Annotated in this window: 18 protein-coding genes and 1 tRNA gene; 8 read left to right on the top strand and 11 right to left on the bottom strand. The window is 70.6% G+C overall.

Annotated features, from left to right (window positions below):
* Positions 1 to 107: 107 nt before the first annotated feature.
* Positions 108 to 3179 carry an AfsR/SARP family transcriptional regulator gene (locus ACH4E8_RS08385; RefSeq protein ID WP_398445605.1) on the top strand — a complete coding sequence of 1024 codons (3072 nt, stop codon included), beginning with the start codon at positions 108 to 110 and terminating at the stop codon, positions 3177 to 3179.
* Between the two features lie 510 nt (positions 3180 to 3689).
* Here ACH4E8_RS08385 and ACH4E8_RS08390 read toward each other — a convergent pair.
* Positions 3690 to 5789, bottom strand: a complete 2100-nt coding sequence (locus ACH4E8_RS08390) for a restriction endonuclease (protein WP_398445606.1) — start codon at positions 5787 to 5789, stop codon at positions 3690 to 3692.
* Positions 5790 to 6463: 674 nt separating this feature from the next.
* Between ACH4E8_RS08390 and ACH4E8_RS08395 the strand changes: the two genes are divergently transcribed.
* On the top strand, positions 6464 to 7216 hold the full coding sequence (locus tag ACH4E8_RS08395; protein ID WP_398445608.1) for a hypothetical protein: 753 nt from the start codon (positions 6464 to 6466) through the stop codon (positions 7214 to 7216).
* A gap of 738 nt (positions 7217 to 7954) precedes the next feature.
* Here ACH4E8_RS08395 and ACH4E8_RS08400 read toward each other — a convergent pair.
* From ACH4E8_RS08400 to ACH4E8_RS08410, 3 genes are all read right to left on the bottom strand, one after another.
* Positions 7955 to 8401, bottom strand: coding sequence for a hypothetical protein (locus tag ACH4E8_RS08400; protein WP_398445610.1), 447 nt, complete (start codon positions 8399 to 8401; stop codon positions 7955 to 7957).
* Positions 8398 to 8664, bottom strand: coding sequence for a hypothetical protein (locus ACH4E8_RS08405; RefSeq protein WP_362331694.1), 267 nt, complete (start codon positions 8662 to 8664; stop codon positions 8398 to 8400). The genes ACH4E8_RS08400 and ACH4E8_RS08405 overlap by 4 nt, the downstream gene beginning before the upstream one ends.
* 222 nt (positions 8665 to 8886) lie before the next feature.
* Positions 8887 to 8959 (bottom strand) — tRNA-Arg (locus ACH4E8_RS08410).
* Between the two features lie 146 nt (positions 8960 to 9105).
* On the opposite strand from ACH4E8_RS08410, the gene ACH4E8_RS08415 reads away from it, so the two are divergent.
* Positions 9106 to 10758, top strand: coding sequence for a class I adenylate-forming enzyme family protein (locus ACH4E8_RS08415; RefSeq protein WP_398445612.1), 1653 nt, complete (start codon positions 9106 to 9108; stop codon positions 10756 to 10758).
* Here the strand turns inward: ACH4E8_RS08415 and ACH4E8_RS08420 are convergent.
* Positions 10745 to 12163 (bottom strand): M6 family metalloprotease domain-containing protein, encoded by a 1419-nt coding sequence (locus ACH4E8_RS08420; protein ID WP_398445614.1) that lies wholly within the window; start codon positions 12161 to 12163, stop codon positions 10745 to 10747. The genes ACH4E8_RS08415 and ACH4E8_RS08420 overlap by 14 nt on opposite strands.
* Before the next feature lie 616 nt (positions 12164 to 12779).
* Here ACH4E8_RS08420 and ACH4E8_RS08425 point away from each other — a divergent pair.
* Together ACH4E8_RS08425 and ACH4E8_RS08430 are read left to right on the top strand one after the other, a co-directional pair.
* Positions 12780 to 13370, top strand: a complete 591-nt coding sequence (locus tag ACH4E8_RS08425; protein WP_398446094.1) for a TetR/AcrR family transcriptional regulator — start codon at positions 12780 to 12782, stop codon at positions 13368 to 13370.
* 364 nt (positions 13371 to 13734) lie between these two features.
* Positions 13735 to 15270 carry an MFS transporter gene (locus ACH4E8_RS08430; protein WP_398445616.1) on the top strand — a complete coding sequence of 512 codons (1536 nt, stop codon included), beginning with the start codon at positions 13735 to 13737 and terminating at the stop codon, positions 15268 to 15270.
* Positions 15271 to 15499: 229 nt separating this feature from the next.
* Here the strand turns inward: ACH4E8_RS08430 and ACH4E8_RS08435 are convergent, their stop codons facing one another.
* The gene (locus tag ACH4E8_RS08435; RefSeq protein ID WP_398445618.1) at positions 15500 to 16033 is read right to left on the bottom strand and encodes a MarR family winged helix-turn-helix transcriptional regulator; all 534 of its coding nucleotides are present in this window, start codon (positions 16031 to 16033) and stop codon (positions 15500 to 15502) included.
* Between the two features lie 218 nt (positions 16034 to 16251).
* On the opposite strand from ACH4E8_RS08435, the gene ACH4E8_RS08440 reads away from it, so the two are divergent.
* Positions 16252 to 17058, top strand: a complete 807-nt coding sequence (locus tag ACH4E8_RS08440; protein ID WP_398445620.1) for a dioxygenase — start codon at positions 16252 to 16254, stop codon at positions 17056 to 17058.
* A gap of 83 nt (positions 17059 to 17141) precedes the next feature.
* Here ACH4E8_RS08440 and ACH4E8_RS08445 read toward each other — a convergent pair whose 3' ends face one another.
* A complete protein-coding gene (locus tag ACH4E8_RS08445; protein ID WP_398445622.1) occupies positions 17142 to 17678 on the bottom strand; it encodes a GNAT family N-acetyltransferase in 537 nt (178 codons plus the stop codon).
* 148 nt (positions 17679 to 17826) lie between these two features.
* Between ACH4E8_RS08445 and ACH4E8_RS08450 the strand changes: the two genes are divergently transcribed.
* Positions 17827 to 18828, top strand: a complete 1002-nt coding sequence (locus tag ACH4E8_RS08450) for an RNA polymerase sigma factor RpoD/SigA (protein ID WP_398445624.1) — start codon at positions 17827 to 17829, stop codon at positions 18826 to 18828.
* Between the two features lie 164 nt (positions 18829 to 18992).
* On the opposite strand, the gene ACH4E8_RS08455 is transcribed toward ACH4E8_RS08450, so the two are convergent.
* Positions 18993 to 19994: a helix-turn-helix transcriptional regulator gene (locus tag ACH4E8_RS08455; protein ID WP_398445626.1), complete on the bottom strand. Its 1002-nt coding sequence runs from the start codon at positions 19992 to 19994 to the stop codon at positions 18993 to 18995.
* A 62-nt stretch (positions 19995 to 20056) separates the two neighbouring features.
* On the opposite strand from ACH4E8_RS08455, the gene ACH4E8_RS08460 reads away from it, so the two are divergent.
* A complete protein-coding gene (locus ACH4E8_RS08460; RefSeq protein WP_398445627.1) occupies positions 20057 to 21703 on the top strand; it encodes an MFS transporter in 1647 nt (548 codons plus the stop codon).
* 121 nt (positions 21704 to 21824) lie between these two features.
* On the opposite strand, the gene ACH4E8_RS08465 is transcribed toward ACH4E8_RS08460, so the two are convergent.
* The 3 genes from ACH4E8_RS08465 to ACH4E8_RS08475 form a co-directional block, all read right to left on the bottom strand.
* On the bottom strand, positions 21825 to 22826 hold the full coding sequence (locus ACH4E8_RS08465) for a DUF6227 family protein (protein ID WP_398445629.1): 1002 nt from the start codon (positions 22824 to 22826) through the stop codon (positions 21825 to 21827).
* A gap of 143 nt (positions 22827 to 22969) precedes the next feature.
* Positions 22970 to 24109, bottom strand: coding sequence for a P1 family peptidase (locus ACH4E8_RS08470; protein ID WP_398445631.1), 1140 nt, complete (start codon positions 24107 to 24109; stop codon positions 22970 to 22972).
* Positions 24106 to 25347 (bottom strand): low temperature requirement protein A, encoded by a 1242-nt coding sequence (locus ACH4E8_RS08475; RefSeq protein WP_398445633.1) that lies wholly within the window; start codon positions 25345 to 25347, stop codon positions 24106 to 24108. Before ACH4E8_RS08475 ends, ACH4E8_RS08470 begins: the two co-directional genes overlap by 4 nt.
* Positions 25348 to 25381 lie beyond the last annotated feature (34 nt).

Consider the following 25381-nt stretch of genomic DNA (forward strand, 5'->3'; position numbering starts at 1 on the left):
CGGCCAATTCGGGTTCGTGATGCCACGCTGTGGACGCCCGCGCCGAGCCCGTGAAACCCTCGAATGCTCGAAATTTCAGCAGATGCAACCGCCGGGGGTGGTCGCTGGTGGACTTCGAGATCCGACTCTCGGGCTCGGTCGAGGTCAGGGCGGCCGGCCTGCGCTGTGACCTGCGTTCGACCAAGACGCGCCTCGCACTGGCCGCGCTCGCGTGGGACGCGGGCCGCACGGTCAGCGTGGACACCCTGATCCACCGCATCTGGGACGAGCACCCGCCCGAGAAGGTGCGGAAGGCGCTGCACGCCCACATCTCCCGGATCCGGTCCGCCCTGCGCAGCGCCGACGGGGACGCGCCCGAGGTCGTCAGCCGTACGAACTCGTACGTGCTGCACGTCGATCCGGACCTGGTGGACCTGCGCTGCTACACCAGCTGCGTCGAACAGGCCCGGGCGCTGCGGGACAGCGACGACCGGGACGGCGCGCTGGCCCTGCTGGAGCGGGCGGACGCGCTGTGGCGCGGCGAACCGCTGGCGGGCATCGCCGGCTCGTGGGCCGAGCACCTGCGCGCGTCCGTCGACGAGACCCGGCTCGCCGCCGCCATGACCCGGGCCGAGATCCTCCTCGGCGACGGCAAGTTCGCCGACGCCGTTCCCGTACTGCTGCCCCTGGTCGAGACGCACCCGGTGGACGAGGCGCTGGCCGAGCGCCTCGCCATCGCCCTGTACGGGGGCAACCGCACGGCGGAGGCCACGCGGCTGCTCCAGCGGACGCGTCAGCGCGTGGTCCGCGACATCGGCCTGGACGCCGGCCGCGGACTGCACCGCGTCCACCAGGGAATCCTCTCCGGCACCCCGGCTCAGGCCCTGTTCAGCCGGGCCGGCGGCGGGAAGGCCCCCGCCCGCCCGGCCCGCCGCGCCCCGGACAACCTGCCGCGCGACGTCCCGTGGGTCGGCCGCCACGACGAACTGCGCCGGCTCGGCGCGGCGCTCTGCGAGGGCGGCGGCACGTCGAACGTGGTCACCGTGGAGGCCATCGACGGCATGGGCGGCGTCGGCAAGACCGCCCTGGCCGTGCACCTCGGCCATCGACTGCGGGAACGCTTCCCCGACGGCAGCGTCTTCCTCCACCTGGGCGGACGCACCCCCGACCGCACGGCCCCCACCCCGACCCGGGCCCTGACCGAACTGCTCCGGCTGATCGGCCTGGACGCCAAGGAACTCCCGCACGGCATCGACGAACTCACCGCCATGTGGCGCTCCATGGCCCGCGACCGCCGCATGCTGGTCATCCTCGACGACGCGGCCGACTCCGATCAGGTCCGCCCGCTGCTCCCGGGCGCCTCCCCGACGGCCGTCGTCGTCACCAGCCGCCGAAGGCTCCCCGGCCTGCCCGGAGTCCGCCCCTTCTTCCTCGACGCCCTACCGCCCGAGGACGCCGCGCACCTCTTCACCCAACGCCTGGGCCCCGGGCGCCCCGCCGACCCGGCAGAGGTCGCGGAGATCGTCTCCATCTGCGCACACCTCCCCTTGGCGGTCGAGATCGCCGCGAGCCGCCTCCTCGCCCGCCCGTCCTGGACGACGGCGGACCTGCTGCGCCAGTTCCCCGCGGGAAGCGGTCGACTGTCGCAACTCCGGGACGGCGAACGCGACCTGTCGCACGTGTTCGCCCTGTCGTACCACGCACTCAACCACGAGCAGCAGTTGGTCTTCCGCCGCATGAGCCTGCACGTCGGCGTCGAGTTCGGCCCGCCGGCGGTGGCCGCGCTCACGGGCCTCTCCGTGGACACCGCGAGCCGGGTCCTGGAGGAACTCCTCACCCACCACTTGGTGTCCGAACCCGCCCCATTTCGCTTCACTATGCATGATTTGTTACGGGAGTACGCCCGCACGCTCATCGACTCCGGCGACTTCGAGTCCCCGGCGGAGTCCCGCATCGCGGTCCACGCCCTGGTGAACCACTACGTCCACACCGCCGACCACGCAGACCGCCTGGCCTACCCGTTCCGCTCGCGCACCGACCTGGACCCCGAAGAACGCCCCGCAACACCGATCCAGGACATGGCGAACGCGCACGAGGCGGAGCAATGGCTCCTCGCCGAGGCGGCGAACCTCCGCGACACCCTGGACTGGCTCTCCCACCACGGCACGGACCACCAACTCTCCCTCGCCGTCCACGTCCTGGCCGGCTTCCTCGACATGGAAGGCCCCCTGACCACGGCCGAACCCCTACTGCGCCGCGCGGTCACCCACTGGACCACGGCCCACGACGGCCCATCCCACGCCCGCGCCCTGCTGGACCTGGGGGCGGTCCAGACGCACGCTTCACTGGTCACCGAGGGGATCGCGACCCTGCGCCAGGCGTTGGAAGTGGCGCGTGCGCTGGACGATCGTGACCTGGAGAGCGAGTCCGTCCACCGGCTATCCATCTTGCTGTGGCAGACCGGTGAATACACCACCGCGCGATCGCTCCAGAAGAAGTCCTTGACTTTCCTAGCCGGGACCGGGAGCACGCTACGTCTGGCCAGATCTCGAAACATGCTGGGGATTACCCACCTGCACTTGGCTGAGAACAGTGAAGCGCTGCAGTGCTTTACGTCTGCGCTTTCCGATTTCACTAGAATTGGTGATCGGCGAGGGATATACACAGCTTTGAATAATTTAGGCAAGTTGCATCAGCGTGTTGGGGACACTGAGGCGGCTGAAAATGCCTACAGGGGGGCGATGAGCGCGGCGCAGGGGCTTGGCAACAAGCGGGACAGGGCGATGATGCAGGTGAATTTCGCCAGTGTGCTCGAAACGCTAGGGAAGGCCGATGAAGCCCTTGGGCTTTATGAATCCGCCTTGCCTGTCTTCCGGGCGGCGGACGACCGTCGCGGGGAGGTCATCGCCCTTAACGGACTGGGCCGAGCGTGCCGCGCCGTGGGGCGCGGAGAAGAGGCCCTCGGTCGCCATGTTGCCGCACTCGCCGTGGCTCGGGGTATCCATGCGGTCGGCGAAGAGTGCGACGTCCTGTATGACTTGGCGATGACGGAACGAGCCACTGGCCGAATCGCGCAAGCAATGGCCCACTTGACTGGCAGTTTGGCTCTCGGGCGGACCATGAAGGCCCCTGTGGAGGAGGAGCGCGCGGAGCGTGCCCTTGGTGAACTGCAGGCGGCGCTGAATCACCCCGCGCAATAATCTGTAGCGCACATCTAAAAGCGCAGAAAGTTACTGGCGAGGAAAGGTGTCGGCGGAGTCCGGGGGGACCGTGCGCGCGCACCAGGGGCAAGTTCTGGAGGCTTCCTTCGGATTGGACGCTAGCACTGGCGTGCGAGTAGGATCTTGGTGGCGGTGACGGCCTCGCCGTCACGTGACGGCAAGGCCGTCCATTCGCATCACGGTGTCCATTGCGCACGGAATTGAACGGTGAATGAAGCACATCAAGATAGCGATGTACTTGTCCTTCTCATGCATCGCCTACATCGTGACGAACGAAGCCTTTTCTGATTACTTGAGTTCATGATGGGAAGCTGCCCGGATTCAGGCAGTTGCCTTTGCGTGAACTGCAGGTGCTAGAAGAATCGTTCGCCCGCGGTGCCCCGATGCCATCGGGGCCCGTCAAAGCCGCAGGCCAGGAGTTCTCCCGCCCTTCACGGGCGGAAGGGATCCTGGCCTGCGGCTTTCCTGCTGCTGACCTCATCGAGGTGACTACACCACCTCGATGCCGTACTCCTGGATCAACTCCTCCAGCCCGCCTTCGTACCCCTTCCCGCCCGCCACGAAGTCCCAGTCTCCGTTGCGGCGCCGGCGGAAGGATCCCAGCACGAGCGCGGTCTCGCCGCGACGGCCGTCGGAGACCGTCAGTTGATCGAGCGGCGTCCCCTCCGCGTCCAGCAGTCGGATGCCCGCGTTCGTGAAGCCCGCCAGGTCCGCCGTGGGGTTCGCTTCCGGATCGACCGCGGCGACGATGACGAGACGGTCGGCCCGCGCCGGCAACGCGTCGAAGGAGACCTGGATCGCCGCCCGGTCCGGGGCGACGGGTATCAGCGCCCGCACCGAGCCATCAGGCGTCCGCGGGTTGTTGAAGAAGACGAAGTGGTCGTCGGACAGCACCCGGTTCCCCTGGCACACGAGCGCGCACACGTCCAGCGCGACGCTCCCCGACCAGTACATGCCCAACACGTTGTGGTCGTCCGAACCGGTCTCCTCCACCAGCGGCGCGGTCCGCTGCGCCGGCACAGAGCCGCCGCCCGTAGCACGACCGCCGCCGCCACCCAACCGCCCCCGCAGCCCGTGCCGGTGCAGCAGGTCGACCAACTCCGCACCCGCCACCAACTCCAACGGCTTGCCGTTGGCGAACGCGTGCGAGCCGGGGCCGAACCCGGACGTCGTCACCAGTACGCCCTTGTTCGCGCCGGCGTCCTGGACCGTCCCGTACAGGTCGCGCACGGCCGTCGGCGGCACCGTGTTGCGGTAGCGCTTCACCTGCACCACGATCTTCCCGCCCCGAATCGGCGCCGGGTCGAGCGCATCGACGTCCACCCCGCCGTCGTTCGAGCGCTGCGTGGTCACGGCCTGCATCCCCATCGCCCGGAACAGCTCGGCGACCAGCGACTCGAAGGCGAGGGGATCCATCTCGTACAGATCCGGCTCCTCGTCGCCCCCGTGCGTGACGACGCCGCTGCCGACGTCCTCGGGCACCCGGCCGGGCCGTACGGCCACGTACTGGTCGGGCCGCGCCGACAACTGTCCCCGCAAGCCGTCCACCAGGCAGTTGACGGCGTTCACCTGCTCCAGGTGCAGTTCGGCGAAGGTCGCGCGGGGCGCCATGACCGTGCCCAGGAAGATGGACGCGCGCCGCCCCGTGGTCGGGTCGTGGTCATCCACGAAGCCGTTCAAAGCGACCGACTCCAGCGCGCCGAACTCGTCCGCCGCGAACAGATCGCGCAGCACGAGCAGCAGGCACTGAGCCAGTACGTCCCGGTAGAGCGCGCGCCGCTGCGTGACCGGCCGCGGCGCCTCCTTCTCCTGGTCCGCGTTGATCATGTAGCGGACGGCCTTCGCCTCGGGAACGACGTCGTACCGGGGAAGTTCCCAGTTCATGACCAACTGCCGCGCGCCCGGATCGTACGCGGCCGACACCTGACGGGGCAGCTCCTCCGGCCAGCCGGTCGACGCGTACAGGGCCGCGGAGAAGTACTCCACCGTGGCCTCCGGATCCCCGTTCCGCAGCCCCGCCGTCATCTCGGCGATGCCCGCGTTGTGCCGACGCACCTCACTCAACTGACCGTCCGCCCACTGCTGGTACTGCCGTTGGTACGCGGCCAACTGCTCCTGCCGCTGCGCCTCCGCGGACTGCGCCGCCTGCCAGTCCCGCTCGAACTGGGCCCGCGCCTCCGCCTGCGCCTGCGCCCGCCGCGACGCGGTCCAACCGCCCCGCGGCTGGTACTGGTTCGGGTCCGGCATCCGTACGGGCTGCGCGAGCTGCCCCGGTGCGAACGGCTCGATCTGCTCCACCCGCGCCAACGCCCCGGCCCGGAACGCCGGCGCTCGACACCCGGTGGCCAGCAGCCCCTGCAACGCCTCGACCCGCGCCTCGATCTCCTGCGTACGCCGCCGCGCCTCCGCCTCCCGCATCCCCCGATACGCCGCCCGCTGCTCCCGCTGCCGCCGCGCCATCTCCCGCTGGTAGGCCCGCTGCTGCCGCTCCTGATCCCGCTGGTACCGGGCTTGCGCCTCCATTTGACGTTGCTGCTGCCGCTGCGCTTCAGCCCAGATCCCGACCAACCCATTGGAGCGACGGCTCATGCTCGACAGGCCCTCCCCACCAGGACCTCGACGCACACACACCGAGCCCCGGCCCCATAACCACCAGTGATGTCACGACTTTAATGCGCAAAGCCCCGCGGCCCCATGCACTTGCCGCAGATGGCCCCGCACAGCACAAACCTGAGTAGGGCCACGGCGCAGGTGCCGTGGTTGCCACACCCGCGACTCCTGCGACATTGTTGCCCTACGGGCCGGATGGGCGGCCTGTCCCGGCACCGTGCTGCCCCGCCTGCGGTGTCCGCCAGGGGACGAAGAAGCCAGCGCTCCACCTGTCGTCGTCGAAGCCTGCTTCTACGCCTACGTCTGGGCGTACCAGCCAGTTTTCGGATGCTCTGGGGCAGCAGCATTCGGGGACGGATCGAACTATGGCTGCTGGTGGTCGTCTCGCCCGCCTTGCTCGCACCCGAGGGTCCTTCTCGGGAGAACCATTCCAGTACGCCGCAAACTCACTGCGGGACCATCGTCAGGTACCGCTCCTCCCTGATGCCCATGGCGAACAAGCCCTGCTCGAATCTCAGGTGATGAAGGAACTCGGCCGCGGAGGGGAGTGGTGGGCACACCCGGTCGGAATCGCCGGTGTTCGTCTGGGCTCCTGCCCACCCGTCGTAGTCCTTGACAGCCACAGTGGGACCCTTCGTGGCCAGAAGTTCCCCATGGCCGACTACGCGCTGGCGCACCTGCTTCCGTCCGCGGAGCCGGGTGTCCAAGTCGGCGGTGTGATGCGGCTTCGGGTGGCCGCTGTCCGCAACACGGAGCTGCACCTCAACCTGGTGGACACTGACAGCCGATTGGTACTGAGAGGATCGCCGGGCACCCGTTGGCGCTCCTTGCTCGTGCGGCGAAGGAGAGACCTGGAGGAGCGTGGCTACGTTCCTCTGTGGGACGAGACCGAGCCGTCGCCTCACGAGCTGGAAGACGAACGTGAGTTCGCCTCACTCGTGCAGGTCGACCGAGATCTTGCATGGCTCGGCTCAAAACTCCTCCGACGGATTGCGATCTTCCAGAACTTCAGCTCTGCCTACTCGACGCGATCCTGGATCGCTGGCAGCAGGTGGATCTTCGAGCTGGACACACATCGCGACGTCCCCCTCGCGCACGACGCATTTCTTGACCGTCTCGTGGACGCCACCTGGGGTTTGCCTCTGCGGACCACACGCAGTCACTGCGAATGCACCATGCAATGGGCGCGGCGTGGCTATCAGTGCACGTTCCATCTGAAGCACGAGCGTTCCGAAGTGCCAGGAACTCTGCAGATCCGCTTCAGGTGGGGGGACCCTGTGTACGGCGACGATGCTCGGCAGAGACTGGAAGACCTCAATGCCGACCGAGACTGGCTCGACCGGGTCCTCCCACGCCGAACCAGCCGACCCCACGGCGCCGTCGTCCGCGAAGTGAGGGCCAGATGAACTGGGATGGCCTTGCGTTGTTGATCCTGGCTCTTTCGGGCGCGCTGAGTCTGCTGCTGTCCCAAGTACGTGACGTCTTGACGAAGGCAGCGGAGGTCATCCACGCATGGCGCGACATTCGACAGAGCCTGCAGACTGAGGAATCACGGCAGGGCCAGAGTCAGCAGGGCCCCTGACCTGCAACTTTGCTGTGCCCCGGCAGGATTCGACCCTGCGACACCCGCTGTAGGAATGGGGTTGGATCTTCGCCAGGCGCTGCTCGGCACTGCCGCGTGGCACTGTTTCGCCTGATCAGCGCCACGCGGCTTCGTGCCTGATCCAGCTCGTGACACCTCGTACCGGACTGTCCGCTCACGCATCGCTCACGCGTCGGGGTGCCTCGCGCCCACGGTGGAGCGGGCACTGGTGCGCGCGATCCCAGCAAGATCTACAAGGAGCTGACTAATGGCGCTGACGCAGCTGTTGGACTACCGGCACCACCGCCAGACAGAGCAGCGCGGTTCCTCCGAACGCTCCACCTGCCGAGAGCAGGGCCCCCGAAGCCGGGGTGCCGTCGAGGGCCTTGAGGAATCCGACGCATACCGCGACAAGGGCAGAGAACAGCACCATCACCAGGAGCCAGGGAATCCAGGCACTGTTGGCGGGCTCGGAGTCCGAGGTGGAAGGGGCCGTCGGAGCGGACGATCGGTGCCGGGTGTTCACAGCGAGTGGCCGGGGTGAGCCGCGGACGGCTTCTCGTCAGACCTTCTCGACTCGCACGGAGTGTCCCGCGAGGAGTTGATTCATGTCGTCGGTGTCGGAGGTGAAGACGGTTGCCTGGGCTCCCTGCGCGGCTTCCCGTCCGGCCACGGCTGCCAGGACGGCGTCGATGGCGTACTTGTGCCCATGCAGGCCGGCCGCCTTCAGCATGTCGCGCGCCATGGCGATCACCTGGTCGTCCGTGTGCGCGATGCGGATCCGGGACAGCGTCCAGTTCCACAGTGCCTGCCTCGACGCTTCGCGAGGGTCCCATGCCTCCAAGGTCGTGAGCGCCGAGGTGACGATCGGGATGTCGAGCCGTGGAGCCGTCTTGATCAGCGCAGCCATCTCCCGATCGCCCTGAACCGCCTTGGACAGAGCCTCGGAGTCGAGCACGAAGACGCGCTGCCGCGGCCGGTGCAGCTTCGCTCGGGTGGTGCGGCTCACGCGGCCTCGTCCGAATGTGATCGCTGCTCGTCATGCCAGCCGTCGATGGCGGCGATGCGATCCAGCGCTGCTTGCTGCTCGTCGTCTGTTACGGCGCCGTGCTCTTCTTCGAGGCGTTCGGCCAACTCGCGCAGTCGGTCCATGGCGTCCTGATGGGCGGCGGCGGCCGCGATGTAGCCGGACACGCCGCGCGCGTCGACGCGTTCCCTGATCGATTCCACCAGCTCTTCCGGCACGGTGATGGTGATCTTCCGGGTTGCCATACTTTAAGTATGCCACGCGCGGTGTGGTGTGACCCGCTCTTCTCGGAGAGGTTGCCGCGGGGGTGCGGGAGGGTGGGAGATGCTCGTCCGATGCTGATCCGGTGGGTGACGTTCGGGAGATCAGCCCCACCCGCTCACGCAAACGGCCCCGGACGAGAAATCCGAGGCCGAATAGAACCCCTCCCTGGGGGAGAAGCCCCAGGTCAGAGCGGTAACGCGTTGTGCCCCCGGCAGGATTCGAACCTGCGACACCCGCTTTAGGAGAGCGGTGCTCTATCCCCTGAGCTACGAAGGCGAAGGCGTAGTACTGCCGGACAGTGTAGCGGGTGGTCCTTCCAGGGCTGAGGCTGTTGATCAGTCACCCGCACCGCGCACCGGCACCGCGCCTTGACGGTGGCGGTGGGGGGTCCTAGCGTCGCCGGCTGGCTAGGTTTGGTGCTGGTGGGAGAGGGGTGGGCAGTGGGGGAAGGGCTGACTGGGGGCGGGGCGCCGTTTGAGGTGGAGAGGGGGGAGGGCGGGGGGCTTGCGTACGTCGGTGGGGTGCGGACGCTGACGGAGTTCGTGGAGGCCACCTGGGGGTACGGGGACCGGGTCTTCCTGGTGGGGGAGGGGAGGGCGTACACGTACCGGGAGTTCTTCGCTGCTGCCAGTGCGCTCGCGCGGCGGCTCGTCGACGGGTACGGGGTGCGGTCGGGGGAGCGCGTCGGGATCGTCATGCGGAATCATCCGGAGTGGGTGATCGGCTTCTGGGGGGTGCAGCTCGCGGGGCTCGTCGCGGTGCCGTTGAACGCGTGGTGGACGGAGGGGGAGCTGGCGTACGCGCTCGACGACTGCGAGCCGGCCGTGCTGCTCGTCGACGGGGAGCGGCTGGGGAGCGTGCAGGCGTGGGCCGGGGCCCGTGGGGCGCGCGTGGTGGTGTTCCACGGGGACGGCGGGGGCGCCGGAAGCGCGGGAGCGCGGATCGAGCGGTACGAGGACTGGGAGGCGCCCGATCCGTACGGTGCGCCGCCCGCCGTTGACGTACGGGGCGAGGACGACGCCACCATCATCTACACGTCGGGCACGACGGGCCGGCCCAAGGGCGCCGTGGCCACGCAGCTCGCGCAGGTGGGGGCCGCCGTGCACGCGCGGTACCAGGCCGCTGCTGCCACCTTGGCGCGCGGTGGGGTGCCGGGGGTGGGGGCGGCGCCGGTGGCGCTGATGACGTTTCCCCTCTTCCACGTCGCCGCCTTCACCACCCTGTATCCGGTGATGGCCACCGGCGGCACGCTCGTGCTGATGCGCAAGTGGGACGCGGCGCAGGCGGTGCGGCTGATCGACGAGCACCGGGTCAGCCACTTCTCGGGGGTGCCGACGACCGCGCTGGAACTGCTGGACGCGGCCGGGGGCGCGGGCGGCGGGCTCGCGTCGTTGACCAACCTCAGCACCGGTGGTGCCGCGGCGCCGCCCGAGTTGGTGGCTCGGCTGACCGCGCGGTACGGGACGCGGATCGAGCCGCGCACGGGGTACGGGCTGACGGAGACCTCCGGTGGCGTACTGGCGAGCTTCGGGGACGCCTACCGTGCCGACCCGCTGGGCGTGGGGCTGCCCGCGCCCGCCGTCGAGGTGCGGATCGACGAGGGCGGCGAGCTGTTGCTGCGCGGGCAGTCGCTCGTCCGCGGCTACTGGCGGGACCCGGAGGCGACCGCCGCCGCCTTCACCCCGGACGGGTGGCTGCGCACCGGGGACCTCGCCGTCGAGGTGGACGGGCGGATCAGGATCGTCGACCGGATCAAGGACGTGGTGATCCGCGGCGGGGAGAACGTGTACGGAGTCGAGGTCGAGGCGGTGCTGCACGAGCACCCGGCGGTCGCCGACGCCGCGGTCGTCGGGGTGCCGCACCCCGTACTGGGGGAGGAGGTCGCGGCGGTGGTGCAAGTGCGGGCCGGTGCGGCGGTGACGGGTGAGGAGGTGCGGGAGCACGTACGGGGGCGGCTCGCCGCGTTCAAGGTGCCCGCGCACGTCGTCTTCGGGGAGGTGCCCCGCAGCCTCACCGGGAAGATCCTCAAGCGGGAGCTGCGGGGTGCGGTCCACCGGCAGGTCAGGGGCGGGTGACCCGTACCTTGTAGACGCCCTGCTCCTCGGAGAGCACCGCGATCTCCACCCCGTTCGCCTCGTCCGTGAACTTCTGGCCCGGCCGGTACGGAGCGTCGGAGAGTTCGGCGTGCACGTTGGGGCGCCGGGTGCAGCCGCCGCTGTCCGCGCGGCTGTCGGAGACGGTCACCGGGCCGTTGCCGGTGTCGACGTTGGAGCGCACCCGGTAGATGAGGACGCCGGGGCGGCACACGGCTTCGTCGTTGCCCTCCCGGGTGCGCACCTCGACCGCGTATCCGGTGTCCGCGGAGACCGGCACGAACGTCATCTTCGCGCCGCCCGCCGTGGCGAGCGGGGTGAGGGCGTACTCGCTGCTGCCGGACGCCGAGGCGCAGTGGACCTGTTCGGGGTCGAGCCAGCCGAGCTTCCACTTGTGCCAGCCGAGCATGTCGTTGTTGGCCCCCCAGTCCTCGGACATGATGTCCCAGTGGCCGACCTCGGCCCCGCCGTCCGCGGTGTAGAGGTCGGGCAGGCCGAACACGTGGCCGTTCTCGTGCGGCAGGACCCGGTATCCGGTCTCGGAGTACGAGCCCGATCCGTCGTCCTGGCGGCTGTAGACGAAGGACGTGTTGGCGAGCGGCACTCCGTCGGCGACGGGTGCATCGGCGTTGCCGGAGAAGGTCACGGAGAGCACGGTGTCCAGCGCCGAGGGGCCGGCGTTGGGCGTCACCAATATGTTGACCAGGTCGTACTCGCTGAAGTCGACCTTCGGATCGGCGACCGTCACGACGTCCTCGACCAGCTTGCGGTAGGCCGGGTCGTACGGTGCGCCGCGTTCTATGCCGTACGAGGTGAACGGCATCGGCATCCGCAGCCAACTCTTCACCGGGGTCTTCGCGAGGTAGTCGAGCCGGCCGTACGAACTGGTCCGGAACCACTCCGCGGTCTGCGGGAAGAACTCGCCGAGCCGGTCCACGGCATCGCCGGGGCCGACGGCGTCCGGGAAGTCGACCAACAGGTTGAGGGCGCGGACCTCGCCGGTGGAAGGGGAGTAGCCGGGCGGGGTCGGCAGGCCCTCGGACATCTGGACGCCGAGGGGGGCGGGAAGGCGACAGGGGCCGAGGCCGGTGGCGTCGGGGGTGCCGGCGGCGGGGCCCGTGGACGCCCGGGTGGGGACGGTGAGGGTGCTGCTCGCGGTGGTCAGCGCGGCCAGGGTGACGGCGGTGACGGCGGCCAGGCCGCCGATGCGACGGGTCCGGCGGGTGCGACGGTGCGTGCCCGGTGAATGGTGCCCGTGGTCTTGGGGGTGCGCGCGTACGCGGTCGAGCGCGGCGCGGAAGGGGCCCGGGGCGCCGGCTATCCGATCGGCTCGGCGTATCCGGTGGGACCGCTGGGACCGGCGTGCCCGGTGGCGCGCGTGCAGCATGCAACCGCCTTCGGCTGAGGTCGGCAGCCGGCCGGATTCCGGCTGCTCCGTGTCCGTTCAGCCTCCGGTCGGCGGGGGTGGGGCGCGCGCGGAGCGGGGCCGTTCGTGTGACCCGTCGGATGCGGAGCGCAGCCGGCGGAGGTGTGGCGCACGTCACGTTAGAACGGGGAAATAAGCGGGGGGCGGCTCCCCGTTTGAACCTGTGTTCCGCAAAGCGGGGAGGGAGTCCCCGCTTTGTGACGAACATGACAGAGACGCTTCACGGGCAGCCGGAAGCCGGTCGGAAGAAGTGCACGGAGGAGGGAGCGGGGCCGTGATCCCAGTCGCCGGGGCCGTCGGTACGGACGTCGCCGCCGCGGACGCCGTCGGTGCGGACATCGCCGCAACGTCGGACGTCCGGGAGTCGGGCGGGACCGCCCGTGCGGACGCGGACCCGGACGCGGTTCAGGGGAAGGACGGCGGTGCTTCAAGCGGCCGTGCGTCAAGCGACCGTGCGTCAAGCGGCCGTGCATCAAACGGCGGCGCTTCGAGCAGCGGCGCTTCGAGCGGTCGTACGTCCGGTACGGAGTGCGCGCACGCCGTCGGCCGACGCACGCCGCGCCCCCGCGCCGACGCCCTGCGCAACCGCGAGCGGATCATCCGGGCCGCCCGCGAACTGCTGGTGGCGTACGGCCCCGACGTGCCGCTCGACGAGATCGCGCGCCGCGCCGGCGTCGGCAACGCCACGCTGTACCGGCACTTCCCCGACCGTGCCGACCTCCTGCACGAGGTCGTCGTCTTCGTCCTGGACCGGATGTACGACCAGGCGGAGCGGGCCCAGGCAGAAGAAGTCGACCCCTTCGACGCCGTGCGCCGCTTCGCGCACCGTGCGGCGGAGGAGCGCACCGGCGCCCTGTGTCCGGTCGTCTCCAGCACCTTCGACCGGGAGCACCCGGACCTCGTGAGCCGGCGGACCAGGCTCGAAGGCGCCGTGGCGGCGCTGATCGAGCGGGCCCAGGCGGCGGGTCGGATGCGGCCGGACGTGGGCGTGGGGGACTTGATGGTCGTCGTGTCGCTGCTCACCCGTCCCCTGCCGGGCACGGGCTGCGTCGACAACGACAGCTTCGTCCACCGCCATCTCCAGTTGTTCCTGGACGGTCTCGAAGCGCCGGCGCGCTCCGAGCTGTCGGGGCGGGCGATCACCTTGGAGGACCTGCGCAACCACTGACCACCGACCACTCAGCACCACCGACCACTCAGCACCACCGATGACTCGGCACCACTGACCGATCACCACTGGCTCGAAGGGCCGAACAGGCCGTACAGGCCGTAGATCTTGAAGATCCAGAGCACCCAAGGAAATCCAGAGCACCCAGAGAACCTCCGGAGCACTGACGGCGGAGTCCCGCCGATACGCCGCTACGACTACGACGTGTCGCTGACCCGCCCGCGCGTCACCGAAGCGACCGCGAGGGCCGGGGCCGAGCAAGCTCGACCGCGCCCGTAAGGCCGTCTCGTAACCCTGTGAACCGCCGGTTCCCTACCCCCGCACGCCCAGAACCGGATCGATGCACCCCAAGGTGGACTCCTCCATGGCACAAACAGCCCAAGCCCTCCCGGACGCCTCGCGTCCCGATCCCCAGCGCTGGAAGGCGCTGATCTTCATCGCGCTCGCCCAGCTGATGGTGGTGCTGGACGCGACGATCGTGAACATCGCGCTGCCCACCGCCCAGGAGGACCTGGGCATATCCGACGGCAACCGCCAGTGGGTCATCACGGCCTACGCGCTCGCCTTCGGCGGACTCCTCCTCTTCGGCGGCCGGGTCGCCGACATGTGGGGCCGCAAGCGCGCCTTCGTCATCGGCCTCGCCGGCTTCGCCGCGGCCTCCGCACTCGGCGGTGCCGCCACGAACGAGGCGATGATGCTGGGCGCCCGCGCCCTCCAGGGCGCCTTCGGCGCGCTGCTCGCGCCCGCCGCGCTCTCCCTGCTCTCGGTGATGTTCACCGACGCCAAGGAGCGCGCCAAGGCGTTCGGCATCTACGGTGCGATCGCCGGTGGCGGCGGCGCCGTCGGCCTGCTGCTCGGCGGCTTCCTCACCGAGTACCTGAACTGGCGCTGGACGTTCTACGTCAACATCCCCTTCGCGATCGTCGCGGCCGTCGGCGCCTACCTGGTGATCCGCGAGTCCGACGCCGCCCGCAACCGCTCCGCGCTCGACGTCCCCGGCGTCGTCCTGTCCACCCTCGGCCTGGTGGCCCTGGTGTACGGCTTCGCGCGCGCCGAGCACTCCGGTTGGTCGGACGGCGTGACGATCGGCATGTTCGTCGCCGCCGTGGTGCTGCTGGCCGCCTTCGTGGTCACCGAGGCCAAGGTGAAGGCGCCGCTGCTGCCGCTGCGGGTGCTCACCGAGCGCAACCGCGGTGGGGTGTACCTCTCCCTCGGCCTCGCCGTCATCGGCATGTTCGGCCTGTTCCTCTTCCTCACCTTCTACCTCCAGCTCGTGAAGGGGTACTCGCCGGTCAAGACCGGTTTCGCCTTCATGCCGATGGTCATCGGCATGATCGTGGGCTCGACCCAGATCGGCACCCGCCTGATGACCCGGGTCCCGGCCCGGATGCTGATGGGCCCCGGGTTCCTGGCGGCGGCGCTCGGCATGCTGATGCTGACGCAGCTCGACGTCGACAGCTCGTTCACCACCCTGATCCTGCCGGCGCAGCTGCTGCTGGGCCTCGGCATGGGCACGGCGTTCATGCCGGCGATGGCGCTGGCCACGACCGGCGTGGCGCCGACGGACGCGGGCGTGGCCTCCGCGATGGTCAACACCTCGCAGCAGGTCGGCGGTGCGATCGGCACGGCCCTGCTGAACACCATCGCCTCCTCGGCGACCACCTCGTTCGTCGCCGACCGGGCGGCGGGCGCGACGAATCCGCAGCTCCTGGAGCTCCAGGGCATGGTGCACGGCTTCACGTCGGCGATCTGGTGGGCGGTGGGCATCCTGGTCGTCTCCGCGGCGATCGCGATCTTCATGATCAACGCGGGGCGTCCGGGGTCGGGTGCGCCGAGTGCCGCGTCGGGCGACGGCGCGGAGGCGGAGGCGGAGGTCAAGATCCCCGTCGTCATGCACTGAGGTCGACCCGAAGTCCGAAGGGGCCCTGCCGGATCGCTCCGGCGGGGCCCCTCGGGCCATCCGCTTCCCGGACCCGCCGGCTTCCGGACCCTTGCGTGCGGACCCGCTTGCTCCCGGGACTTCCGCCGGCTCCCGGACCTGTTGGCTTCAACGGCTCCCGGACCCTTGCGGCGGGACTTGCGGCGGGCTTTCCGGCGGCTCCCGACCCCTTGCGGCCGGTCGGTGGTCGTCAGCGCAGCCAGGGCAGGTCCGCGCCGGAGTCCTGCGGCTGCAACCCCTCCGCGATCGTCCGCATGATCGCCCCGAGCTGGTCCACCTGCTCCGGCGTGAGCCGGTCGAAGATCGCCTGGCGCACCGCCTCGACGTGTCCGGGCGCGGCGTCGCGCAGGACCTCGTAGCCCGCGTCCGTCAGTACGGCGTTCTGGCCTCGCTTGTCGGAGGGGCAGTCCTCGCGGCGCACCCAGCCGTAGTGCTCCAGCCGGGCCACCGCGTGCGAGAGCCGGGAGCGGGTGATCTTGGCGTCGATGGCGAGCTGGGTCATCCGCTTGCGGCGCTGCGGCGCCTGGGAGAGCTGGACCAGCAGGCCGTAGTAGATGTGCGGCATCCCGGCGTCACGTTGCAGTTGGCGATCGACGTGGTCGTCGAAGAGCCTGGTGGCGTGGAGGTACCAACGCCAGACGTGCTGCTCGTGATCGCTGAGCCAACGGGGTTCGAGTCCGTCGCCGGCGCCTTTGCCGGACGCTGCCGTGGATGCCGTGTTCATACTTCTACTGTACGACCATTTCTTGAAAGTTAAACTAAGTCGGGCTAGGGTTCGACTGTGTGCTTGAAGGTTCAAGCGAATGGTTCCGTGAGCGGGAGCGTGCGTCGAACGCATCGAACGCATCGAACGCATCGAACGCGTCGGGCGTGCATGGCGTCCAGGGCGTGCGTGGCTCGCGGTCCCGGATCGGACCTCGTAGTTCGGACATCGGAGTTCCCATGACTACCACCCCCGCAACGCCCCCGCCGGGACCGCCCTCGGCGGAGCGCATGCCCGCCGTCTACCTCTCCCACGGTGCGCCCCCGCTCGCCGACGACCCGGTCTGGCCCGGCCAGCTCGCCGGCTGGGCCGCCGACCTGCCGCGCCCCAAGGCGGTCCTCGTCGTCTCCGCCCACTGGGAGGAGGCGCCGCTCGCGCTCGGCGCGACCCGGACCGTTCCCCTCGTCTACGACTTCTGGGGGTTCCCCCAGCGTTACTACGGGGTCCAGTACGCGGCGCCCGGCGCGCCCGAGCTGGCCGACTCCGTGCGGAAGCTGCTGCGCCGCGCCGGCACGCCGGTGCAGGACGTGCCGGACCGCGGCCTCGACCACGGTGCGTACGTACCGCTGGTGGAGATGTACCCGGACGCCGACGTCCCGGTCCTCCAGATCTCGCTGCCGACCCTCGACCCGCAGAAGCTGCTGGAGGTGGGCCGCAGGCTCGCGCCGCTGCGCGACGAGGGCGTGCTGATCGTCGGCAGCGGGTTCTTCACCCACAACCTGGCCGCGCTGCGGCACGACGGCGTCCCCGGCTGGTCCGTCGAGTTCGACGACTGGGGGCGGCGGGCGCTCGCCGCGGCCGACGTGGACGCGCTGCTCGACTTCGAGCACAAGGCGCCGGCCGGGCGACTGGCCCACCCCCGCACCGAGCACTTCGCGCCCCTCTTCGTCACCCTCGGGGCGTCCGAGGGCGAGCTGGAGCGCGGTCGCAGTGTGATCGACGGCTTCTGGATGGGGCTCGCGAAGCGCTCGGTGCAGTACGGCTGAGTCGTGCGGGCGGGGCGGCGCCGTGCGGGTGGGGCAACGCCGTGCGGGTGGGGCCGTGTCCTTGCCGCGCGCCGTCGCCGTCGCTATGCGTCGTCGCCGAGCCGCTTCTCGTACCAGGTGATGTCCCAGTAGCGGCCGAACTTCCGCCCGACCTCCTCGTACGTCCCGATCGGCCGGAAGTCGAAGCGGGCGTGCAGCCGCACCGACGCGTCGTTCGGCTGGGTGATCCCGGCGTACGCCCGGTGCACGTCCTCGTCCGCCAGCGCCTTGAAGAGCGCCTCGTACAGCGCCGTGCCGACGCCGCGGCCGGCCGCTTCGGGTGCGCAGTAGATGCTGACCTCGACGGAGGTGGAGTACGCCGCCTTGGGGCGGAGCGTGCTGCTGGTGACGTAGCCGAGCAGCGTCCCCGTTGCGTCCCGAGCAACCAGAAGGCGGTGCGGGCCGTCTTCAGGGTGAGAGAGCAGCCACGGAAGTCGCTGCTCGGGGGTGAAGGGCTCGGTGTCGAAGGTGATCGGCGTCTCGACGACGTAGTGGTTGTAGAGCTCGGTCAGGTCCGCAAGATCGGCCTCGACCCCAGGGCTGACCAGCACTTCCGTACGTTCCCCGGTCGACTGACCCATCGATCCTCCTCGTGTGGCCGGACAGGGTACTGCAAGATCATAAAAAATGTCGGGCGCCATGGGAATTCTGTCCGGATTGCAATCGTTGTTTCCATCGGAAGCAGGGCACCCGGCAGGGTGTCGCGACCTACTCAGCAAGGGAGCTCGCATGGCCACCCGTGCCGTCGCCCGTCGCCAGTCCGATAAGCAGGGGACCACCGACCGGGCCAGCAGTGTTCGCGCCGTGGGCGGGGAGATCGCCGACCGCGACCTGGTCGGCATGTACCTCGATGAAATCGCGCGTACGCCGCTGCTGGACGCCGCCAAGGAAGTGGAGCTGTCACAGACCATCGAGGCCGGGGTGTACGCCCGGCAGATCCTCGACGGCGAGGTGGAGAGCGAAGCCCGCGGCGCCGCGCGCGAGGAGTTGGAGGCGCTGGCCGCCGAGGGAGAGCGGGCCAAGGACGTCTTCATCAGGTCCAACCTACGACTGGTGGTGGCCGTGGCCCGGCGCTATCCGCGCAGCGGACTGCCGCTGCTGGACCTGATCCAGGAGGGCAATGCCGGTCTGGTCCGCGCGGTGGAGAAGTTCGACTACGCCAAGGGCTTCAAGTTCTCGACGTACGCGACGTGGTGGATCCGGCAGGCCATCACCCGCTCCATAGCCGACCAGTCCCGCACCATCCGGCTCCCCGTCCACCTGGTGGAGGAGCTCGGCCGGATCCGTCGCGTCCAGCGCGAGTTCAACCGCGAGAAGGGCCGTGAGCCGGAGGCCGTCGAGATCGCGGAGGAGCTGGGCTCCACCCCCGCGCGCGTGACGGACGTGCTCGACTGGGCCCGCGACCCCGTCAGCTTGAACATGTCGGTGGACGACGCCGGCGAGACCCAGTTCGGCGACCTCCTGGAGGACACCTCGGCGGTCTCCCCCGAGCAGTCCGTGCTGACGCTGCTGCGCAGCGAGGGCCTGGACGATCTGATCGGCCAGCTCGACCAGCGCACCGCGTCCATCATCCGCATGCGGTACGGCATCGTGGACGGCCGCGAGCGCACGCTCACCGAGGTCGGCAAGGAGCACGGACTGACCCGCGAGCGGATCCGCCAGATCGAGAAGCACGCGCTGCTGGAGCTGAAGCGCATGGCACGGGACACCGGCTTCGACGCGGCCGCGTGACCCACCGGGCGCACGCAGCCGCGTGAGCCCCCTGGGCGCATCCGCGAGGAGCGCCCACCCAGAGCGGACCCCGAGGCCCACCCCCCCTGGCCTCGGGGTCCTTCCCTTTGCGGGGTCCGTGTGCCGGTTGGCTGCGTCAGGCCGGGGGCGGCGGCACCGGGGCGTCAGGCCGGGGGTGGCGGCACCGAACGGGTCAGCCGGGCGCCCAGTTCGCTCATGTACGAGACGAGGGCGTCGGGTCCGTGCACGGTGAACTCGCAGTCCACCAGCGCCAGCCGCAGCCCCAGCCACTCGATGGAGTCCTGGGAGCGGGTGCGCAGCCGACAGCGGCCGTTGCCGTCGCCGCCTTCGGCCCCGTCGTCGTCGGTGGCGACGGGTACGCCGAGGTACGAGGGCAGCCGCGCCGCCACGAAGGAGGCGGGCGCCTCGAACTCCACGTCGACCTCGTGCTCCTGCCCGTTCGCCCGCGACATCGTCGACTTCAGCAGCTCCGCGCCGCTGTCCGCCGCCAACTCCCGGGGCGTGAAGCGCGCCCCGGTCGCGAACGGCTCCGAGACCCGGTCCACCCGGAACGTCCGCCAGTCCTCCCGTTCCAGGTCGTACGCCACCAGGTACCAGCGCCAGCCCGTCGACACCAGCCGGTGCGGCTCCACGAGCCGGTTCGTCTCGGTGCCGTCGCCGGCGCGGTAGCCGAAGCGCAGCCGCTCCCGCCCGCTCGCCGCGCCCGCGATGGCGGTGAGCGTGCGCGGATCGATGCTCGCACCGTCGCCCCTGGTCAGCGGAATGGTCGCGGCCTGCAAGGTGGTCACCCGGTGCCGCAGCCGGGAGGGCAGCACCTGCTCCAGTTTCGCCAGGGCCCGTACGGAAGCCTCCTCCATGCCTTCGATGGCGTGGCCCGCCCCGGCGCGCAGGCCGACCGCGATGGCGACGGCCTCCTCGTCGTCCAGCAGGAGCGGGGGCATCGCGCTGCCGGCGACCAGGCGGTAGCCGCCGACCGCGCCCCGGCTCGCCTCGACCGGATAGCCCAGGTCACGCAGTCGGTCGATGTCCCGGCGGATCGTGCGCGGGCTGACGTTCAGGCGCTCGGCCAGTTCGCTGCCCGGCCACTCGCGCGGAGTCTGGAGCAGGGAGAGCAGATTCAGGAGTCGTGCCGGAGTGTCCGTCATGGCTCCAGGATGCCCGTCAACTAGGCCGTGTTCTGACCTATACGAACCCTAACGTTCGGCTCATGACCTCACAGCAATCCGTGTCGTCCGCCACCGCCACGGGGAACGCACCAGCCGCTCCAGCAGCATCAGCCGCACCAGGCACGCTGGCAACGGACAACGCAGAGCACACCGATCGACGTCGCTGGATCGCCCTGGCGATCGTGATGACCGCGGCCTTCATGGACCTGGTCGACGTCACGATCGTCAACATCGCCATCCCCAGCATCGAGCGGACCCTGGACGCCTCCTTCGGCTCCATCCAGTGGATCACCGCCGGCTATGCGCTCGCCTTCGCCGCCGGCCTGATCACCGGCGGCAGGCTCGGTGACATCTACGGCCGCAAGCGACTCTTCCTCGTCGGCATCGCCGGCTTCACGGTCGCCTCCGCGCTGTGCGGCTTCGCCGCAGGTCCGGAGATGCTGGTCGCCTCGCGCCTGCTCCAGGGCGCCACGGCCGCGCTGATGGTGCCCCAGGTGCTGTCGATCGTGCACACCACCTTCCCGGCGCACGAACGCGGCAAGGTCTTCGGCCTCTTCGGCGCCGTCGTCGGACTCGGCGCGGTCTCCGGGCCCCTGGTGGGGGCGCTGCTGACGGAGTGGAACCTCTTCGGGCTCGAATGGCGGCCGATCTTCCTGATCAACCTGCCGGTGGGCATCGCGGCGCTGGTGCTGGGCCGCAAGTACATCACCGAGTCCCGCGCCCCCAAGGCGCTCCGGCTCGACCTGGTCGGCGTCGTCCTCGTCACCGGCGCGATGCTGATGCTGGTCTATCCGCTGACGCGCGGCCGGGAACTGGGCTGGCCGGTGTGGGGCTACGCATGCATGGCCGGCAGCGTCGTCGTGTTCGGCGCGCTCGTCGCGTACGAGCGGTACAAGTCCCGCAAGGACGGCTCCCCGCTGATCGAGCTGTCCCTGTTCTCGGTGAAGTCCTTCGCGGCGGGCATCGCGGTCCAGTTGGTCTTCGGGATCGTGCTGGGCGTCTTCTTCCTGGTCTGGACGCTCTACATGCAGATGGGCCTCGGTTGGGGCCCGCTGCGGGCCGGGCTGACGGGAGTGCCGTTCTCGATCGCCGTCTCGTTCGCGGCCGCCGTCTCCGTGCAGAAGCTGGTGCCGCGGTTCGGCCGCAAGGTGCTCCAGGCCGGTGCGCTGGGCATGATCGCCGGGCTGCTGCTCTACATCTGGGCGGCGGGGCACTACGGCACGGGGATCGAACCCTGGCAGATGGCGGCGCCGCTGGTCGTGATGGGCGTGGGCATGGGGCTGATCGTGGCGCCGCTGACGGACGCGGTGCTCTCCGGCGTGCCGCGCGAGCACGCGGGGTCGGCGTCCGGACTGATCACCACGGTGCAGCAGATGGGCACGGCGCTGGGCCTGGCGCTGGTGTCCGTGGTCTTCTTCGGCACGATGGACGAGGAACGGCTCGCTCCGAGCGAGGCCGGCCCGGCCTTCGCCGACGCCTTCCGCAACTCCCTCTGGTACGCCGTCGCGGTCCTCGCCGTCATCTTCTTGCTGATGTTCGCCCTGCCGGCCCGGTCGCAGCAGCACCTGGAGGGCGCGCCGGAGGGCGACGCCCCCGGGTCCGGCACCGCGCAGACAGTGGAACAGGCGCAGGAAGCGGAGCGCGAGGGCGAGAGCGAGCGGTCGCGGGAAGTCACGTTGGCGCGCTGAGGCTCGTGCCAGGGCCCGTCTGACGTCGCTGTGCGGTGCTGCGTGGGTCCCGGGGGCAACCCCGGGACCCACGCACGTGCATCAGCTACCTCACAGGCCGGCCCGCGGTACGGAGCGGCCGTTAGAGGCCGGCCCGCGGTACCGAACCGCCCCGGCTGCGCGCCTCCATCGCCTCCCGGGCGGCGCTCTCCGACTCGTACACCTCGCACATGTGGCGGCCGTCGGGCGTCGCGGTGTGCTCGACCTCCCACAGGGAGGTCTCCGCCCCGTCGAGCAGCAGGAACGCGTGCTCGTAGAGGGTGAAGCCGGCTTCGCGCTCGCCGACGCGGCAGTGGCGGCCGAAGACCTGGGTGATGTGGTGGGCGAAGGCGGTGCGCAGCAGATCGGCGGTGCGGGGGCCGGGGCGGTCGCCGTTCTCCGCGCGGCGCAGGACGCGGCGGGCGTGGTCCGCGGAATTGTCCGGGACGTACATCCGGGGGAGCGGGGCCGGCGGCGCGGCGATCAACCGGGCCAACAACTCGGCGTCCGCCTCCATCTGGGAGGCGGGGGACGCGGGGTAATCCGACGGGGCCGCCGGCGCGGCGGGGGAGCGTGCTCCCACGTCGGGGCCGAGGGTGCCCCGGTCCGCCGGGTCCGTACGGCCGTCGGTGCCGCCGGCGCCGTCCCCTGCACCTTCGGTCCGGGGGCGGCCCGGTGTCGTGTCGGTCGGGGACGTGGGGCGCTGCCGACCCCACGGGCCGTCCGCCGTGGGGTGGCCGCTCGCGTCGCCGAAGCCGGGGAAGCCCGCGGGCAGTCGGGACGCGGCCAGCCGGACCTCGGACTCGTCCGCGTACACCTCGTGCTGCTCGGCGCCGCCAGGGCCGTCTGGGGCGTCGGCGCCGTCGGGGCCGGAGTTGTGGACGAGCTCCCACAGGACGACGGAGCTGCCGTCGCTCAGCAGATACGCATGGCGGTACGTGGCGCGGTCGAGCTGCGCACTGTGGTGCGAGGAGTGCAGCGAACTCGCGTGCGCCAACGCCGAGTCCAGTCTCTCGACGGTGGCGTCGGGCAGGTCGAAGGAGTTGAGCGCCCGACCCAAGAGTCGCGAGAGATGTGTCTCGGTGGTCTCATACGGATCGTTCAAGATGGGTCTCCTGGCCGTCGCCACAAGTGACTCGTTGATTGCTAAAAGTAGCCCCTGGGTCCGACACCGTGTCCGGCGTTAAGAAAAACGCAAGAAGTCTTTGCGGAGTTCCCCACCGATTCCCAAGCCGGGCGCCCGATGCATCACTTGATGTCGTACAGCTCTCGGTACGCCGGGTAATCCCCGCCTGGGCCGGATACGGACGCCGCTGCGAGCACCGCCTTGACGATGGCGCGCGACACCACGTCCGCGCCGGCGGCCAGCACGTCGTTCAGGGCGAAGGGCTGCGCGGCGGGCAGCGGCACCGCGCCGGTGGCGAGGGTGAAGACGGTGTCGCCGTCGTTGAGCAGGTGGACGGGGCGGACGGCGCGCGCGATGCCGTCGTGTGCCGTGCCCGCGAGCTTCTGCGCCTGCGCCTTGGTGAGTTCGGCGTCGGTCGCCACCACGGCCAGGGTGGTGTTCAACGGGGGCGGGCCGCTCGCCTCGCGCGCCCGCTCCAGCCGCTGCTGCGCCCGCGCGTGCACGGCCGGGTCGGGGTGGCGGACCCGGCCGGGAACGCCGGAGTGCGCCGGCCGGCCTTCGTCGGGGTGGAACAGATGCCCGTACAGCACGCCGGTCGTCGGATCGAGCACCGAACCCGCGGCGTTGGCGACGACGAGCGCGGCGACGGTGACGTCCCCGCCGTCCGCGCCGATCCCCTCCAGGACGGTGCTCGCCGTGCCGACGCCGCCCTTCAGTGCGCCCACCACCGCGCCCGCGCCGGCGCCAACGTCACCCTGCGGGACCGGGGCGCCGTATGCCGAAGCGGCGGCGTCGACCACCGCGGCCCGGCCCGTGGCGGCGTCCGGCCGCGCGCCCCAGTCGCCGCCGCGGCCGAGGTCGAACACGCAGGCCGCGGGGACCACGGGCACCACTCGGCCCGGTGCCACGGGCACCCCGCGGCCCTGCTCCTCCAGCCAGGCCATCACGCCGCCGGCCGCGTCCAGCCCGTACGCGCTGCCGCCGGTCAACACGATCGCCTCGACGCGCTGCACCAGGTTCCGCGGGTCGAGCGCATCGGTCTCCCGGGTGCCGGGCCCGCCGCCCCGCACGTCCACCGCGGCCACCGCACCGCCCTCGGGGGCGAGCACCACGGTCGTTCCGCTCAGCGCCCGCTCGCCCGGCACGCGCGCGTGCCCCACCCGTAGCCCCGCCACGTCCGTCAGGGCGTCGTTCCCGCCCCTGGTCGCCTCCGTCCGCGCACTCGTCGAGTTCGCCGTGTCTGCTGTGCCCTCGTGCGTCATGGCTCCTGAGTACCACGCGGCCCCCCGGCCGCCGCCCGGGCGGCGCGGCGGGCCTCCCGCTCCGCGAGCACCACCCCGGTCGCGACCGTCGCCGCCGAGACCAGCCCGCTGGCCAGCACCGCCCAACCCGCGGCGAACGTGCAGCCGATGACGGCCGCCCCCGCCACCGGCAGGGTCAGTTGCTGTGCCAGGCCCCGCTTGAAGTGGCGGGAGTGCAGGAACCACACGGTCAGCAGGAAGACGGCCGTGGGCACGGTGACCGCGGCGGACGCCGCGAGCGTCGAGATGTGCGCCACGCCCACCGCGTGCTCGACCGCGACCTCCATGCCCGCGCCGATGGCCGCCGCCGAACCGAAGACCAGGACGTGCCCGTAACCCCACGGCAGGGCACGCCGGTTGGACGTCAGCCGTTCGTGCGCGGGGACGGCGAAGTAGATCCACCACGCCGAGAAGATGATCAGCAGCCCGCCGGCGGCGATGGGCAGCAGCTCGCTGACGGCCTCGTGCTCGTCGAGGGCGGACTGGACGGCGATGGTGCTGGCCGACATCGTCTCGCCGAGCACGATCAGTGTGAACAGGCCGTACCGCTCCACGATGTGGTGTGGGTGCCACGCCGTCTGGTGGCGCCGCTCGGCGATCGGCGGGACGGCCAACTCGGCGGCGATGACCACCAGGAACAGCCACCGCTTGTCCTCCTGCGGCGCGAACAGCAGCGCCACCCAGGCCAACTGGCAGAGCACGATCCCCACCGTGTACGTCAGCGCCGTGCGCCGCCCCTCGCCCGTCTCCGACGCGGCGGCCCGCAACCACTGGGTGGTCAGCGCCAGCCGCATGATCAGGTACCCGGCGACGGCGATGCCCCAGTCGTTCGCCTCGAACGCCCGCGGCACCCCCGCCGCGTACACCAGCACCCCCGCGATCTGCACCAGCGTCGCAATCCGGTACGGAACGTCATCACAGTCATATGCAGAGGCGAACCAGGTGAAATTCATCCAAGCCCACCACACCCCGAAGAAGACAAATGCGTAGCCCGTCACCCCCTCTCCCGGGTGCCCCTCGGCAACCGCGTGGACGAGTTGCACCCCGGCCTGGGCGACCGCGACGACGAAGCACAGGTCGAAGAAGAGCTCCAGCGGGGTGGCCGCCCGGTGCTCCTCGTCGGCGCGGCGCGGCAGCATGCGGCGCACCGGCCGGGAGCCGCCGCCGGTGGTGGCTGAGGTCGTCATACGGCTCGTCATACGCCGGCCCGTCGCCCTGCGACCCGTCCCGACG

This window comes from Streptomyces sp. NPDC017979 (genome assembly GCF_044328175.1).
Classification (GTDB): domain Bacteria; phylum Actinomycetota; class Actinomycetes; order Streptomycetales; family Streptomycetaceae; genus Streptomyces.